Here is a 15,508-nt window from a genome sequence, read left to right as displayed (position 1 = left end):
GTGTTGGCCGCTGGCGTGGTGGCGGTTGCGGTGGGCGTGTTGGTTGCTCGCGTTGGCGTGTTGGCCGCTCCGGCGGGTGTGTTGGTCGCTCGCGCTGGCGTGTTGGCTGCTGGCGTGGTGGCGGTTGCGGTGGGCGTGTTGGTTGCTCGCGTTGGCGTGTTGGCCGCTCCGGCGGGCGTGTTGGCCGCTCGCGCTGGCGTGTTGGCCGCTCCGGCGGGCGTGTTGGCCGTTCCGAGAGCCCTCAGCCCCCGTCGGGCCACGCACCGTCACGGCGCTTTTTCGCCTGTTCAAAGCCTTTTCCGGCCGCTCGTGTGGGACTTGTCACCTCGCGGGGTGCGCTGTACAGTCGCAGCTACCAAACGACTGTTTGCCAGCGTTGTCGAGGGTCGTGGGGGCCGGCCCGCAGGAGTCCGCGCCGGTTCTCCTGTCCGGCAGCGAGGCGAGTTCCGCGGAGGATGCGCAATGACCGCTCGTGCCGAAATCGAAAACGTCCTGGGCCGTGCTTCGTGGGGCTACGACGAGAACGACGTCGACCTCATCGCCGCGCAGTTCACCGAGGCGGCCACCATGACCATGCAGATCGGCCGCGACGGCGACACCATCGGGCCCTTCGAAGGCCGCGAGGCGATCCGCAAGCTGCACGCCGACTCCCTCGCCGCGCAGACCGACCAGCGCCGCCACAACCTGTCGAACCTCGTGCTCGTCAAGGAAACCGCGGACAGCGCGTCGACCACCGCGAACCTCACTCTGCTCTCGATCGAAAACGGTGCGGTGCAAGTACTTTCCAGCGGCTGGTACCGCGACGAGTTCGTCCGGCAGGGAGCCGACTGGCTGATCGCGTCCCGGCACATCTACCTCGACCTGCCCTACTGAGCCGGGGCCCGCGATGGTCAACATCGGACGGATTCCGGAGAAATGGGCCGCGCTGACGCCGCGCCGGGACGCGATCGTCGACGCGCCGGGGCAACGGCGGATCGACTGGCGCAGCCTCGACGAGCGGGTGCGCCGGCTCGCCAACGGGTTGTCCTCGGAGCGCGACGGCGGACTCGGCCTGGCGAAGGGCGACCGGGTCGCGATACTCGCCAAGAACTCCATCGAATACCAGGAACTCTATTACGCGGCAGGCCGCGCGGGTCTCGTCGCGCAGCCGCTGAACTGGCGGCTCGGGGTGCCGGAGCTGGTCAAGATCGTGGCGGACGCGGCGCCGAAAGCGCTGATCGCCTCCGACGAATGGCTCGACACCGCGAAGCAGCTGCAAGCCGCCGTGGACGTGCCGAACTGGCTGCAGTTCGGCAGTTCCGGCGACGGCAGCTACGAGGATCTGCTCGCCCGCAGCAGCACCGACGAGCCCGCGCGATCGGCTTCGACAGGTGACGCGGACCCGTTCTTCATCCTCTACACCGGCGGCACCACGGGCGAGTCGAAAGGCGCGCTGCACAGCCACACCAGCGTCTCGTTCGGAATGCTCAACCAGACGGTGGCCGAACGGATCGTGGCGACCGACGTGTACATGCTGACCGGGCAGATGTACCACATCCCCGTGGTGCTCTCGATGAACTACATGCGCCACGGCTGTCCGCTGGTGCTGATGAACTTCGAGGCGAAGACGGCGCTGGAGCTGATCGAGGAGGAGAAGGTCTCGGCGTTCCTCGGCATCACCACGATGCTGAACTGGATGATGGCCGTGCCCGGGTTCTCCTCCTACGACATCTCTTCCCTGCGCAACATCCAGTACGGCGGCGGACCGATGCCCTCCGCGGTCGTCAAGGCGGCGCTGGACAATTTCCCGTGCACGCTCATCCAGGGTTACGGGCAGACCGAGGGCACCACGATGTGCTTCCTGTCCCAGGAGGACCACCACGACGCGGTGCGCGGGATCCACCCCGAGCGGCTGATGTCCTGTGGCCGCGAGGGTTTCGTGACGAACGTGCGCATCGTGGACCCGGACGGCAACGAGGTGCCCAAGGACGGGAAGACGCCGGGCGAGATCGTCGTGCGCTCCGAGGCGAACATGATGGGCTACCTCAACCGGCCCGATCTGACCGCCGCGACCCTGCGCGACGGCTGGATGTGGACCGGCGACGTCGCGACGTGGGACGCGGACTCGTATGTGTTCATCGTCGACCGGGCCAAGGACATGATCATCTCCGGTGGCGAGAACATCTACTCGATCCAGGTCGAGGAGGCGGTGAACCAGCATCCGTCGGTGCTCGAATGCGCGGTGATCGGGGTGCCCGACGACGAATGGGGCGAGACGGTCAAGGCGTTCGTGGTGCTCAAACCGGAGACCACGGCCACCGAGTCCGACATCATCGACACGGCGCGGCAACACCTTGCCTCGTACCAGAAACCCCGTTCGGTCGAGTTCGTCGACGCGCTGCCGAAGGCGCCCACCGGGAAGATCCTCAAGCGCGATCTGCGGGCCCCGTACTGGGCCGATCGGGGGCGTTCGGTCTGATTCGCGAAGGCGCGGGCGGTGCTCAGGCGCCGCCCGCGCCTTTCGCTGTCTGTGGCACGGCCATCCGCGAAATCCCGGCGCGGAACGGCTCGGTGTAGGGCTCCAGCGCGCGTGTCATCTCCTGGTACGCCCGCATCAGCTCGTCCTCGGCGGCGTAGTCGAACGGATCCGTGGTTCCGGTGCGGCGCAACGCTTCCTCGTTCTCGATCATCCACCGCACGGTCTCGCCGAGCCCGTCGCGCAGCGAGACGACGTCGCGGTAGCCGAGGTCTTCCCGCAGCCGCGTCGTGTCGAGGACGCAGCACGCCGACTCCTGCCCGCCGAACGCGGAGACCGCCGTTCCCGGGCCGGCGAGTTCCGCCGGCAGGGAACGGATTTCCAGATCGGTGCCCGCCGCGCGGGACACCAGCTCGGCCCACTGCCGGAAGGTGACGAGTTCGTCGTCCGCCACGTGGTAAGCGTTTCCCCGGGCCACGGCCGGTTTGTCGACGGCGAGCAGCACGGCCTCGGCCGCGTTCCTCGCCGCCGCCCGGGAATGGACGCCGTGGCCGCCGTCGGCGAGGATCATCCACGGCCTGCCGTCGAGCACCCGCCGGACCACGTTCCATTCCCACGCATAGGGATTCCGCGGCCCGTAGATCGTCGGGTACCGCAGATAGGTCGCGCCGAACGCGCCCTCGGCGCCGAGCCCGAACACGAAATCCTCGGCCGCCCTGATCGGCCCCACGTGGTAGCCCGCGAACCGCGGCGCGTCCACGGCCACCCGCGGATGGTCGTCGCGAACCGGAAGCTTTACCCCATAAGGGAAATTCTCCGCCGGGTTGACGTAACCCCGGTAGACCGGGACGCCGCCCACCGCGACGAAGTGTTCGCAGCGGTGGGCGAAATGCCGGGCCAGCAGGCGAACCCGGCCGTACGTGGCGATCACGGTCTCGAACGTGCGCTCGCCGAGCGCGTCGGCGATCCCGGCTTCGTCGAACGGGTTGCCGTGCAGATGCGGGACGTCCGGGAAGCCCGCGATCTCGTGCCGTCCGGTGTGGAACACCGTCACGCCGTGGCCGCGGGCGAGGAGGCCTTCGACCAGGGGGAGCCCGGTGGGCCCGGTGCCGCCGACGACCAGGGTCTCGCGCACGGCCCACCTCCCAGCGTCCACCTTCCCGGACCACGGTAGTCGCGGCCCGGGAAGAGTGTCAAACGTTTGTTTGGTGGCTCAGGGGCGCACGAGCACTTTCAGCGCCTCGCGGTCGGCCATCGCCTGGTAGCCGCCGGGGATATCGGTCAGTTCGACGGTGCGGTCGAAGACCTTGCCGGGCTCGACCTTCCCCTCCAGCACGTCGGGCAGCAGCTCCTCGATGTACGCCCGCGCGGGCGCGACGCCGCCGGTCACCGTGATGTTGCTGAAGAACACCGGGAAACCGAGGGAAACCTGCTCGTACTGCGGCGCGCCCACGCGGCTCACGGTGCCGCCCTTGCGGGTCACGCCGAGCGCGGTTTCCATGGCCTGCTCCAGCCCGACGCACTCCAGTGTCCGATGTGTACCGTCGCCGCCGGTCAGCTCGCGCACCTTCTCGACGCCCTCCTCGCCGCGTTCGGCGACGACGTCGGTGGCGCCGAACTCGCGGCCGAGGTCGGTGCGGTCCTTGTGCCGCCCCATCAGGATGATCCGCTCGGCGCCCAGCCGCTTCGCCGCCAGCACCGCGCACAGCCCGACCGCGCCGTCCCCGATCACGGTCACCGTGGTGCGCTCGTTCACCCCGGCCTTGACCGCGGCGTGGTGCCCGGTCGGGAAGACGTCGGACAGGGTCAGCAACGACGGCAGCAGCGCGGAATCCTCGCCGACCGGCAGTTTCACCAGCGTGCCTTCGGCCTGCGGCACGCGCACGGCCTCGCCCTGACCGCCGTCGACGCCGTCGGCGCCCCACATTCCGCCGTGGCGGCAGGAAGTCTGCAGGCCCTCGGTGCAGAAGTCGCAGGTGTTGTCGGCCCAGACGAACGGCGCCACGACCAGATCGCCGGCCTTCAGCTCGCTTACCGCGGACCCGGTTTCCTCGACCACACCGAGGAATTCGTGTCCGATCCTGGCCCCGGTGCCGGATTCGGGCTTGGCGCCGTAGGGCCACAGGTCACTGCCGCAGATGCACGACCGCACGACGCGGACCACCGCGTCGGCCGGGTCCCGCAGCCGCGGGTCGGGCACGTCCTCCACTCGCACGTCCCCGGCACCATAGATCAACGTCGCTCGCATCGGACCCCTCTTCCGTCTCTTGTGGACTCAGGCGGCTCCACGCTACGCGCGGGCGAAACGAGGCCGCACGGACGCGAGACGTCGGCCACAGAGGCGAAATATTCCCTGCCGGGCAAGAAAAATCAGGCGCGCGGGGACAGCAGCGCGCGTGAGATGGCTTCGGCGGTCGCGCGCACGTCGTCGGCCAGTGCTTCGGCGGCGGCGCGGGTGAGCCGGAAGGACGGCCCGCCGACCGCGAGCGCCGCGACGATCGTCCGGCCCGCGCCGAAGATCGGTGCCCCGACGGAGTTCAGGCCCGGCTCCCGTTCTTCCTCGGTGAACGCCCAGCCCTGGTCGCGGATCTCCGCCAGCCGCTTGTGCAGCACCTGCGGATCGGTCACCGAATGCTCGGTGTACGCGACGAGGCCTTCTTCGAGCGCGGCCTCCACGGCCGCCTCGTCGTAGGCCATGAACACCTTGCCCGCGGCGCCGGCCTGCAGCGGGAGGATCTGCCCGATGTAGCCGCGGTAGATGATCGAATGGGTGGATTCGGCGCCCAGCACGGAAACCCGCGTGGCGCCTTGGCGGACGTAGATGCCGCAGGACTCGCGGCAGCGGTCGCGCAACGCCGTGACGTGCGGGCCGGCCGCGGCGATCAGATCCGACCCGGCCTTCGCGGAGGCCGACCAGGCCGTGACCCGCAGCCCGATGCTGTACTCCTGGCCCTGCCGCTGCAGGAGGTTCTCGCCGACGAGGGTGCGCAGGATCCGCGCCACCGTGGACGTGGGCAGGCCGGTGGCCTGCACGATGTCCGCCGCGCGCAGTCGCGGCGTCGTCGCGGAGAAGCAGTCGAGGATGCGCGCGGACTTCCGCACGACCTGCACGGACCCACCGTCCGCCCGCTCGGTTTCCGCCGCCACAGCCCACGCCTTTCCTTGCCGCATCGTGGCAATCGATGCCACCTTCCGGCGACGTTGGCACGCTTCCGGGACGGCTGTCAAGCCTTGACAAGGTCCAACTCTTAACCGCATCGTGGCAATGGCAGTCGCGATGTGGCAATACGAGGGAGTGTGCCCGTGTCGGAGAATTCACCGGCCGCCCGCTTGCGGGACCTGCTCGACCAGCGGTCGGCCGTCGTCGCCCCCGGGGTGTTCGACGGCCTTTCGGCCGCGCTCACCGCGAGCGCCGGGTTCCAGGCGGCCTACCTGTCCGGGGCCGCCGTGGCCGCGGCGACCGGGCTGCCGGACATCGGCCTCGCCACCCAGACGGAGTTCGTGCACCAGCTGGACGTGGTCGCGGGCAGGCTCGACGTGCCTGTCGTCGCGGACGCCGACACCGGGTTCGGCGACGTGACGAACGCCTACCGGACCGTGCGGCTGTACGAGCGGGCGGGCGCGGCGGCGATCCAGCTGGAGGACCAGGAGTTCCCGAAACGCTGCGGGCACCTGGACGGCAAACGCGTCGTCGACGCCGACGAGTTCGCCCGCAAGATCGAGGCCGCGGTGGAGGCCCGCCTCGACCCGGACACGGTGATCGTCGGCCGCACCGACTCCTGCGCCACCCTCGGGTTCGAAGAGGCCGTCCGGCGCGTGAACCTGTACGCCGAGGCCGGCGCGGACCTCGTTTTCCTCGAAGCACCACAGACTGTGGAGCAGGTGCGCGAAGTGCCGTCGCGGGTGAAGGCCCCGGCGCTGTTCAACCTCGTGCCGCGCGGCAAGACACCCGTCGTGGAGCTGGCCGAGCTCGCGGAGCTCGGCTACGCACTGGTGATCATGCCCGGCCTGTGCGTCGGCAGCGCGGCGTCGGCGATGCGCGCCGCGCTCGAACGCGCGGCCCGCGGCGATGTCGGGACCGGCGGCCAGGATTCGCCCAAGGGCATGTTCGACTCCCTCGGCCTCGGGTTCTGGGAGGACCTGCGCGAGCGCCACGCGGGGGAGTCCGCCGATGCCTGACACGCTCATCCAGAAAGTGCTCGGCCGTGCCTCCGGCGGGCAGGCCGAGGTCGGCGAGATCGTGGTGTGCGAGGTCGGCCTGACCGCGCTGATCGACATCCAGTTCGCCCACGACCGGCTCGCCGACGTCGTCAGCGTCGCCGACCCGGACAAGGTCGCGATCGTGTTCGACCACGCCGTGCCCGCCCCGTCGGTACGCGACGCCGAGTCCGGCCGCAAGGCGCGCGCTTTCGCCGCCGAGCACGGGATTTCGAAGGTGTTCGACCTCGGCAGGCACGGCATCGTGCACCAGGTCCTCGCCGAACAGGGGCTCGCCCGGCCGGGCATGGTCGTCGCCTGCACCGACTCGCACACCTGCGCGGCGGGCGCGGTCGGCGCGGCGGCGCGCGGCCTCGGGCCGGCTGAAGTGCTGCAGATCGTGTGCACCGGGCGCACCTGGCACCAGGTCCCGCCGACCCTGCGCTACGAGCTGACCGGCGGGAAACACCCGTGGGTCAACGGAAAGGACCTCTTCCTGCACATTGCGGGCCGCTACGGCGAGGCCACCGGGCGCGCGGTCGAGTTCGGCGGGCCCGGGCTGGCCGGGCTGCCGATGAGCGACCGGCGGACCGTCGCCACCCAGGGCGCGGAGATCGGCGCCGACTTCACGATCTTCCCGGCCGACCGGCTGTGCCTCGACTACGTCGCGGCCGCCGCGCCGGAGGCCGAGCTGACGCCCGTGCAGGCGGACGAAGGCGCGACGTACGAGGCGACGCGGCACGTCGACCTGTCCGAGGTGTCGCCGATGGTCGCGCTCCCCGGCACCGTCATCGAGAACGCGGGCCCGGTCGGCGATCTCGCGGGCACGAAGATCGACCAGGCGTTCATCGGCTCCTGCGCGAACGGCCAGCTCGCCGATCTCGAGGTCGCCGCCGGGATCCTCAAAGGAAAGCAGGTGGCCGCGGGCACCCGGCTCATCGTCACGCCCGCGAGCCAGCGGATCTACCTGGAGGCCTCGCGGCGCGGCTACCTCGCGGACCTCGTCGAAGCCGGGGCCACGGTCACGAACCCGACCTGCGGCGCCTGCTTCGGCTACCACATGGGCACGCTCGCCGCGGGCGAGGTGTGCCTCACCGCGAGCACCCGGAACTTCAAGGGGCGCATGGGAAGCCCCGACTCCGAGGTGTACATGGCCTCGCCCGCGACCGTCGCGGCCTCGGCCATCCGCGGGTTCATCAGCGACGTCCGGGAGGTGGCGGCGTGAGCGAGCTGCGGCCCAGTGGCCGGGCCTGGGTGTTCGGCGACGGGATCAACACCGACGACATGTACCCGGGGTTCGCCATGCGACTGTCCATTCCGGACGCGTCGCGGCACATGTTCCATGCCAGCAGGCCCGGCTGGCCGGACCTCGTGAAGCCGGGCGACATCGTGGTCGCCGGGCGCAACTTCGGGCTGGGGTCGAGCAGGCCGGTTCCGTTGCTGTTCAAGGAACTCGGCGTGGCCGCGCTGGTCGCCGAGCAGTTCAACAGCCTGTTCTTCCGCAACTGCATCAACTACGGACTGCCCGCCGCGACCCTGCCGGACGCCACGAAACTCATCACCGAAGGCAGCACCGTCGACGTCGATTTCACCGCGGGCAAGCTGGAATCGGGAGGCCGCACGCACGAGATCGCGCCGCTGCCGGAGTTCCTGCGTTCCGTGCTCGCCGCGGGCGGGCTGTTCCCGCAACTGGAAGCCGCGGGCAAACTGCGCCCGGCGCGAGGGGAGTGACCGATGCCAGACCAGGAAACCATCCGCTGCGTGCTCATGCGCGGCGGCACCAGCAAAGGCCTCTACTTCCACGAATCGGATCTGCCAGTGCCCGGCCCGGCGCGCGATGTGCTGCTGAAGCGCCTGATGGGCACTCCGGACGTGCTGCAGATCGACGGACTCGGCGGTTCGCGGCCGATCACCTCCAAGGTCGCGATCATCGCACCGTCCACACGCGACGACGCGGATGTCGAGTACACCTTCGCGCAGGTCTCGATCGACTCGGACGAGATCGGCTACACCGGCAACTGCGGCAACATCTCCTCCGGGGTCGGCCCGTTCGCGATCGACGAGGGCCTGGTGCCCGCGGTCGAAGGCGTCACCGAAGTCCGGATCCACAACACCAACACGGACAAGATCCTCGTCGCGCACGTGCCGGTCGCCGACGGCAAGGCCAAAGTGGACGGTGACTTCGCGCTGCCCGGCGTCCCGGGCACCGGCGCGGAGATCGTGATGGACTGGAGCGGCACGGTCGGCGCGAAGACGGGCAAGCTCCTGCCGACCGGGAACGCCGTGGACATCATCGAGCTGTCCGACGGGAGCCGCGTCGAGGCCACGATCTGTGACGCGGGCAACCCGGCGGTGTGGGTGCGGGCGAGCGACTTCGGCCTCACCGGCAGCGAACTCGCCGAGCTCAACGACAACGCTGAGTTGATCGGGAAAATGCGGGAGCTGCGCGGGAAGGCCGCCGTCCTGACCGGGCTGTGCGAAGACTGGCACGAGGCCGACCGGACCTCTCCTGGCATCCCGCTCGCCGGGTTCGTCGCACCCCCGGCGTCGTACTCCACCCTCAACCGGGCGGACGTGGCGGCCGGCGACATGAACCTGCGCTGCCGGCTGCTGTTCATGAACCGCCTGCACGAAAGCATCGCCGGGACCGGCTCCGTCTGCCTCGCCGCGGCGTCGCGCGTCCCTGGCTCGGTCGTCGCTTCCGTCATGCAGACCCGCGTCCCGGGCACCCTGCTCATCGGGCATCCATCCGGCGTCACCCCGGTCCGCGTCGAGGCGGACGAATCTGTCCATTTCGGACTTCTCGGGTTCAGCCGCACCGCGCGCAGGCTGATGGACGCCAACGCCTACTACCCACGCTCCACCTTCGCCGAACGCTGATCCGACCAGACAGGAGTGCCGCATGGCAACGTCGCCGATGCTGGGTGATTCCGAGAAAACCGTGGCCGAGGTGGCCGCCAGACTCGACCGGTTGCCGGTCGGCCCGTGGCATCGCCGCGTGGTCGCGCTGATGGGGATCGGGACCTTCTTCAACTTCTTCGAGGTGGGCCTCGGCAGCCTCCTGGTGACCCTGATCCCGGCGGGCTGGGTCACCAGCACGCTGGACAAGTCGCTGGTCATCGGCTCGGCGTTCGCCGGGGAGCTGATCGGCGCGCTGTTCCTCGCGCCGCTGTCGGACCGGTTCGGCCGGCGCCGGATGTTCCAGGTCAACCTGCTCGCGTACGCCGGGCTATCGCTCGTCTGCACCCTCGCCCCCGGGCTGGCCGCGTTCGTCCTGCTGCGCGTGCTGGTCGGGGTCGGCCTCGGCGCGGAGCTGGTGCTGGTGGACAGCTACCTCGCCGAGCTGGTCCCGGCCGCGCGACGCGGCAGGCTGGTCGGGATGTGCTACTTCGTTGGCTGGCTCGCGCTGCCGGTTTCGGCGCTGCTGGCCGCTTTCCTGCCGCATGTCATGCTCGGGATCGCCAGCTGGCGGTGGCTGCTGATCTTCAGCGCGCTGGGTGCGGTGCTCGTCTGGTTCACCCGGCGCGGGCTGAGCGAATCGCCGCGGTGGCTCGCGGCGAACGGGCGCGGCGCCGAGGCTTTCGCCGTGCTGCGGAGCATCGAGGGCGACGCGTTCACGGCGCCACCCCTCGTTCAGTCCACTGTGGAGAGAAAGCAGGCGCCGCGGCCCAAGCTGTTGCGGCGGCCGTTGCTGGGCCGGACCTTGCTCGCGTGCGTGATCTGGGCCTGCCAGACCATCGGTGTGCTCGGCTTTTCCAGCATCGCGCCGCTCGTGTTGATCCACAAAGGATTCAGCGTGCTGCACTCGCTCGGCTACACCGCCGCGACGGCGTGCGGGTATCCGATCGGCGCGGTGGTGGCCGTGCTGTGCGCCGAACGGTTCCAGCGCAAGCACCTGCTGGTGATCTCGTCGGTGCTGGTCGCGGCGAGTGGTGCCGTGTTCGGGCTCGCGAGCTCGGCGTGGCTGGTGGTCGTGGCCGGGATCGCGCTCAACGTGTGCAACGTCGTGATGGGCAACCTCAGCCATGCCTACACCCCGGAACTGTTCCCGACCGCGGTGCGCACGACCGCTTCCGGGCGGACGTATTCCTTGTCCCGCCTGGTTTCCGCGGTCTTCCCGTTCGTCACGCTGCCACTGCTGTACGCGTTCGGCGCGGGCGTGCTGTTCACCGTATGCGCCGTGCTGATCCTCGGCATGAGCATCGCGGTGGCCCTGTTCGGCCCGCGCACCAACGCCCGCCAACTCGACACGATCTAGAACATGTTTCAGATGTGATTTGCGTGGCGGTGCGGGTAGGGGCCCCTCCCGTCACCCGCCACCACCCTCAACGGACACGCTCCGCGCGGCTCCGCCGATTCAAACCCCCGGCGGTGCGAGCTGAGTCCCACACCGCAAGCGGCTCCGCCACTTAGAAAAACAAAGACCCAGAAGGAGCAGGGATGACAGCCACCACGGAACTGGCCTCGTTCGTCGCCGCACACGCGGACTTTCCGCCCCTGGTCACGTCCCGGCTTCGCGATCTGTTCCTCGACTACCTCGGCAATTCCGCGTTCGCGGCCGCCGAAGCGGAGAACGGGCCCGCGGTGCGCGCGGCGATCAGGTCGCTGGATCCCGGCGAAGGCCCGGGTACCGTGATCGGGGAAAGCCGCGGCTATGCGTGGCCGTACGCCGCACTGCTGAACGGCTGTTACGCACACTCGCTGGATTTCGACGACACGAACCGGCTGCAGGTCGGGCATCCCGGCGCCCCGGTGATCTCCGCCGCGCTCGCCGACGCCGAACGCCTTGGCGTGAAAGGGAATGCGTTCCTGGACGCGCTCGCGATCGGGTACGAGGTCAGCTGCCGCGTCGGCGCGGCGGTCGGGCCGACCAGCTACGACCGCGGTTTCCACCTGACATCCACCTCCGGCATCTTCGGCGCGGTCGCGGCCGTGGCTCGGTTGCGTGGGTTCGACGCGGAGACAGTGGAAAATGCTTTCGGGCTGGCGTTGAGCAAGGCGGCGGGCTCGATGCAATACCTCGCGAACGGGGCGTGGAACAAGCGCCTGCACCCGGGTTTCGCCGCGCACGACGCGATCGTGGCGGCGACGCTCGCCGAATCCGGGGTACGCGGAGCGAGCGCGGCCTTCGAGGGACAGTACGGACTGCTGAACGGGTACAGCGCGGATCCGCACCCCGAGGCGCTGACCGACGGGCTGGGGGAGGAGTGGCTCCTGCTGGAGACGGGGATCAAACCGTACCCGTCCTGCCGGTTCACCCACGCCCCGATCGACGCGACGCTGGCGCTACGAGAGCGGATTTCCCCTGCGGAACGGGAAAAAGCGGCACTCGAAGTCGAGCTGTCGCCGACCGCGATGAAGATCGTCGGCGAACCGCTCCCGGCCAAACTCGACCCGCGGGGTTCGGTGGACTCGCAGTTCAGCGTGTTCTCACAGGTCGCGCTCGCGTGGCTGGACGGGACGGTCGGCTGGAGCAGCTACGGGCGCCTGCCGGACGAGGACGTGCGGCGGATGACCACCCGCGTCACCACGCGTTCCGCTGATCTCGGCGCGCACGGCACGACCGTGACGGTGCGGATCGACGGCCGGACGCTGTCCGAAACGGTCACCGCCCCGCTCGGCGAGCCCGAGAACTGGGTCGGGGACAAGGCTTTGCGCGAGAAGTTCACCGGCCTCGCCGTGCCCGTCTATGGCGAGCAGCGCGCGGAGGAGATCGTGGCCGCCGTGTCGGCGCTGGGCGCGGACACGGATCTGCGTGCGCTCGCGGGGTTGTTGCGGCGCTAGCGCTACACCCATTGACGAAGGTGCCGGCTCACGTCGCCGACGTGGGTGATCTTCACCCGCCGGTCCACGAAACGCCAGACGCCGTCGAGGCGTTCGAACCGGTCGTAGTACCGGCCGGCCACGATGGTCTGCAGCGGAAAGTCCGTCGCCGCCTGCAGCACCGTCACGTAGGAGCGCGCGGACGCCGTGCCCGCGAGCTCGTCGACCTCGATCTGGACGTTGGTCGTGACGTGCTGCGTCCGGGGCGTGCCGTCCTCGTGGACGATCACCGTGTCACGGAACATCTTCTCGATCGCCTCGCGGCCGCTGACCCCGCCGCCGCTGCCCGCGAAGGTGGCGTCGGCCAGCAGGGCGGCGACTCCGGCGAAATCGCCGTCGTCGACCAGCTCGGCGTAGCGCGCGATCAGGTTCTCGATGACCCGGTCTGGTGTGGACATGCGTCCAGCGTAGAAGCACCCACCCCCACCAGCATCATCAGCGTGTCCGCCAGCTCGCCCGGCCGCGTGCGCCACAGCGGCGCCTGGCTCATCGCGGCGTGCATGCACTGCAACACCGTCGCCACGCTGGTCACCCGGAACTCCCCGGACGCCACGCCCTCCTCGACGAGCGTGCGGAACAGCCGGTCGTGCCGCTGGCGCAGCGCCTTCACGCGCTCGTACTGCGCCCGCGGCCACTCGTGCGGCGCCAGGAACAGGCGCAACGCCGCGGGATAGTCGCGCACGGCGATCGTCACGTGCGCGTGGATCAGCGCGCGCAACCGCTCCGTGCTCGTGCCCGGCGTCTTGGCCAGCAGCGTTTCCAGCCGGGCCGTCCAATCCCGCCCGAGCGTCTCGATGGCCGCCGTCGCCAGCTCGTCCTTGCCCGCGAAGTAGTAGTACAGCGAGCCCTTCGTGACGTCGAGCGCCTCGGCGACGTCGTCGAGGCTCACCGCGTCGAACCCGCGTTCGCCGAACAACTCGGCCGCGGTCTCCAGGATCTCCTGCACCCGCCGCCCCCGCTTCCGGCGCACTCGCTCTGACTGCATAGATAAATATTGACTCAAGGGTCAAAGTTTGTCATGGTGGTCAGCGTCTCGCACAGAAGGGAGTCGACGGTGGGCGACTACGAGGACATCCGCTACGAGGTGGACGGCCCCACGGCCGTCATCACCATCGACCGGCCGGAGCGCTACAACGCCTTCCGCGGCCGGACGGTCGAGGAACTGATCAAGGCGTTCCGCGCGGCCTGGGCCGATAAGCAGGTGCAGGCCGTGATCCTCACCGGCGCGGGCGAGAAGGCGTTCTGCACCGGCGGTGACGTGAAGCAGCGCGCCGAGACCGGGGACTACGGCCCCACCGAGAGCGGCATGTTCGAGATCGGCTACCTGCACAAGCTGATCCGCGACATCCCCAAGCCCGTGATCGCCGCGGTCAACGGCATCGCGGTCGGCGGCGGGCACGTGCTGCACGTGCTCTGCGACGTCACGATCGCCAGCGAAACGGCGCGGTTCGGCCAGGCGGGCCCGAAGGTTGGCTCGTTCGACGCCGGGTTCGGCACCGCCTACCTCGCCCGCGTGGTGGGGGAGAAGAAGGCGCGCGAGATCTGGTTCTGGTGCCGCCAGTACGACGCGGCGGAGGCCGAGCGGATGGGCCTGGTCAACGCCGTCGTCCCGGGTGGCGAACTGCTCAAGACGGCGAAGGCGTGGGCCGAAGAGGTGGCCGAGAAGAGCCCGACGGCGATCCGCTTCTGCAAGCAGTCCTTCAACGCCGACACCGACCACCAGGCCGGGCTGTCCAACCTGGCGATGTCCGCGCTGGACCTGTTCACCGCCTCGCCCGAGGGCCTCGAAGGCGCGCAGGCGTTCGCCGAGAAGCGCAAGCCCGAGTTCAACTCCTACGTGAACTGGCACTGATCATGGACTTCACCCTTTCCGAGGAAGAGCAGGCCTACCGCCAGGAGCTGCAGCGGTTCGCCACCAAGGTCCTCGCCCCGCACTACCAGTCCGACGACAAGGCGGCGAAGCTCCGCCCCGAACTGGTCGCCGACATGGCGGGCATGGGGCTCACCGGGCTGCGCATCCCCGAACGCCACGGCGGCCAGGAGGCCAGCGCCGTGATCGCGGGGATGGCCGCCGAGGAGGTCGCGCACGGCGACTTCAACGCCGCGTACCTGATCATCGTCAGCGCGCTGGTCAGCGACATCCTCACCCGCAACGCGACCGAGGAGCAGCAGGCCGCGTGGCTGCCGCCGATCGCGTCCGGCGAGATCGTGCCGGCGTTCTGCATCACCGAGCCCGAGCACGGCACCGACGCCGCGAAGCTCGAGATGAAGGCGGTGCCCGACGGCGACGGCTGGCGCCTGACCGGCGAGAAGACCTCGATCACGCTCGGGATGTCCGCGCACTCCGCGCTCGTGCTCGCGCGCACCGGCGGGCCGGGCGCCCGCGGGGTCAGCGCGTTCTGGGTCGACCTCGACGAGCGCTACGTCTCGCGCGCCGCCTTCGACGATCTCGGCAGCCGCGCCATCGGCCGCGCGTCGCTCCACTTCGACGGGCTGCCCGTGCCGCGCGAAGCACTGGTCGGCGCCGAGGGCGAGGGTTTCGTCTCGGTGATGCAGGGCTTCGACTACTCCCGCGCGATCATCGGCCTCGCCTGCCTTGGCGCCGCTCAGGTTTCGCTCGCCGAGGCGTGCCAGTGGGCGCGGGACCGCGAGGCGTTCGGTCACCCGATCGGGAAGTTCCAGGGCGTGTCCTTCCCGCTCGCCGAGTACGCCACGTACCTGCGCGGCGCCCGGCATATCTGCTACGAGGCGTTGTGGCGCAAGGACAACGGCATCGAGCACGGCACCGAAGCGGCGATGGCGAAGTTCTGGGCGCCCAAGCTCGCCGCCGAGGCGATCCACCAGTGCCTGCTCACCTTCGGCCACCTCGCCTACTCCTCCGAGAGCCCGATCGCGCAGCGGCTGCGGGACGTCATCGGGCTGGAGATCGGCGACGGCACCGCGCAGGTGTCGAAGCTGGTCATCTCGCGCAATCTTCTCGGCCGGACGTACGCACCTTAAGGAGGCCGCGAGCACGGCGACCTCGCCTCACCA

The 15,508-nt window shown here is 69.8% G+C and carries 15 protein-coding genes; 10 read left to right on the top strand and 5 right to left on the bottom strand.

Features of this window, described 5'->3' with window-relative positions:
• Positions 1-462: 462 nt before the first annotated feature.
• A complete protein-coding gene (locus FPZ12_RS20960) occupies positions 463-873 on the top strand; it encodes a nuclear transport factor 2 family protein (RefSeq protein WP_144747592.1) in 411 nt (136 codons plus the stop codon).
• A 13-nt stretch (positions 874-886) separates the two neighbouring features.
• Positions 887-2,458, top strand: a complete 1,572-nt coding sequence (locus tag FPZ12_RS20955; RefSeq protein WP_144747591.1) for a class I adenylate-forming enzyme family protein — start codon at positions 887-889, stop codon at positions 2,456-2,458.
• Positions 2,459-2,480: 22 nt separating this feature from the next.
• On the opposite strand, the gene FPZ12_RS20950 is transcribed toward FPZ12_RS20955, so the two are convergent.
• The 3 genes from FPZ12_RS20950 to FPZ12_RS20940 all read right to left on the bottom strand — a co-directional run bounded on the left by FPZ12_RS20950 (position 2,481) and on the right by FPZ12_RS20940 (position 5,602).
• Positions 2,481-3,590, bottom strand: a complete 1,110-nt coding sequence (locus FPZ12_RS20950; RefSeq protein ID WP_144747590.1) for a Rossmann-fold NAD(P)-binding domain-containing protein — start codon at positions 3,588-3,590, stop codon at positions 2,481-2,483.
• A gap of 78 nt (positions 3,591-3,668) precedes the next feature.
• On the bottom strand, positions 3,669-4,703 hold the full coding sequence (locus FPZ12_RS20945; RefSeq protein ID WP_144747589.1) for a zinc-dependent alcohol dehydrogenase family protein: 1,035 nt from the start codon (positions 4,701-4,703) through the stop codon (positions 3,669-3,671).
• A 122-nt stretch (positions 4,704-4,825) separates the two neighbouring features.
• Positions 4,826-5,602, bottom strand: coding sequence for an IclR family transcriptional regulator (locus FPZ12_RS20940; protein WP_144747588.1), 777 nt, complete (start codon positions 5,600-5,602; stop codon positions 4,826-4,828).
• Between the two features lie 156 nt (positions 5,603-5,758).
• Here FPZ12_RS20940 and FPZ12_RS20935 point away from each other — a divergent pair, with 156 nt between their 5' ends.
• The 6 genes from FPZ12_RS20935 to FPZ12_RS20910 all read left to right on the top strand — a co-directional run bounded on the left by FPZ12_RS20935 (position 5,759) and on the right by FPZ12_RS20910 (position 12,436).
• The gene (locus FPZ12_RS20935; protein ID WP_243769949.1) at positions 5,759-6,634 is read left to right on the top strand and encodes an isocitrate lyase/PEP mutase family protein; all 876 of its coding nucleotides are present in this window, start codon (positions 5,759-5,761) and stop codon (positions 6,632-6,634) included.
• Complete coding sequence (locus tag FPZ12_RS20930; protein WP_144747586.1) at positions 6,627-7,877, top strand: 3-isopropylmalate dehydratase large subunit; 1,251 nt, start codon at positions 6,627-6,629, stop codon at positions 7,875-7,877. Before FPZ12_RS20935 ends, FPZ12_RS20930 begins: the two co-directional genes overlap by 8 nt.
• Entirely contained in the window at positions 7,874-8,383 is a 510-nt protein-coding gene (locus FPZ12_RS20925) for a LeuD/DmdB family oxidoreductase small subunit (protein ID WP_243769948.1), read from the top strand. The genes FPZ12_RS20930 and FPZ12_RS20925 overlap by 4 nt, the downstream gene beginning before the upstream one ends.
• 3 nt (positions 8,384-8,386) lie before the next feature.
• Positions 8,387-9,532, top strand: coding sequence for a 2-methylaconitate cis-trans isomerase PrpF family protein (locus FPZ12_RS20920; RefSeq protein ID WP_144747585.1), 1,146 nt, complete (start codon positions 8,387-8,389; stop codon positions 9,530-9,532).
• 22 nt (positions 9,533-9,554) lie between these two features.
• The gene (locus FPZ12_RS20915; RefSeq protein ID WP_243769947.1) at positions 9,555-10,910 is read left to right on the top strand and encodes an MFS transporter; all 1,356 of its coding nucleotides are present in this window, start codon (positions 9,555-9,557) and stop codon (positions 10,908-10,910) included.
• A gap of 182 nt (positions 10,911-11,092) precedes the next feature.
• Positions 11,093-12,436, top strand: coding sequence for an MmgE/PrpD family protein (locus tag FPZ12_RS20910; protein WP_144747584.1), 1,344 nt, complete (start codon positions 11,093-11,095; stop codon positions 12,434-12,436).
• Positions 12,437-12,438: 2 nt separating this feature from the next.
• On the opposite strand, the gene FPZ12_RS20905 is transcribed toward FPZ12_RS20910, so the two are convergent.
• Entirely contained in the window at positions 12,439-12,873 is a 435-nt protein-coding gene (locus FPZ12_RS20905) for a nuclear transport factor 2 family protein (protein ID WP_144747583.1), read from the bottom strand.
• Entirely contained in the window at positions 12,840-13,460 is a 621-nt protein-coding gene (locus FPZ12_RS20900; protein WP_144747582.1) for a TetR/AcrR family transcriptional regulator, read from the bottom strand. The genes FPZ12_RS20905 and FPZ12_RS20900 overlap by 34 nt, the downstream gene beginning before the upstream one ends.
• Before the next feature lie 69 nt (positions 13,461-13,529).
• Here FPZ12_RS20900 and FPZ12_RS20895 point away from each other — a divergent pair, with 69 nt between their 5' ends.
• A complete protein-coding gene (locus FPZ12_RS20895) occupies positions 13,530-14,327 on the top strand; it encodes an enoyl-CoA hydratase-related protein (RefSeq protein ID WP_144747581.1) in 798 nt (265 codons plus the stop codon).
• A gap of 2 nt (positions 14,328-14,329) precedes the next feature.
• Entirely contained in the window at positions 14,330-15,475 is a 1,146-nt protein-coding gene (locus tag FPZ12_RS20890) for an acyl-CoA dehydrogenase family protein (protein ID WP_144747580.1), read from the top strand.
• Positions 15,476-15,508 lie beyond the last annotated feature (33 nt).

Origin of the sequence: Amycolatopsis acidicola (assembly GCF_007713735.2) — a bacterium.
Lineage (GTDB): Bacteria > Actinomycetota > Actinomycetes > Mycobacteriales > Pseudonocardiaceae > Amycolatopsis_E > Amycolatopsis_E acidicola.
Note: the sequence above shows the minus strand (reverse complement) of the source record. Positions and strands in the feature narration are given on the sequence as shown.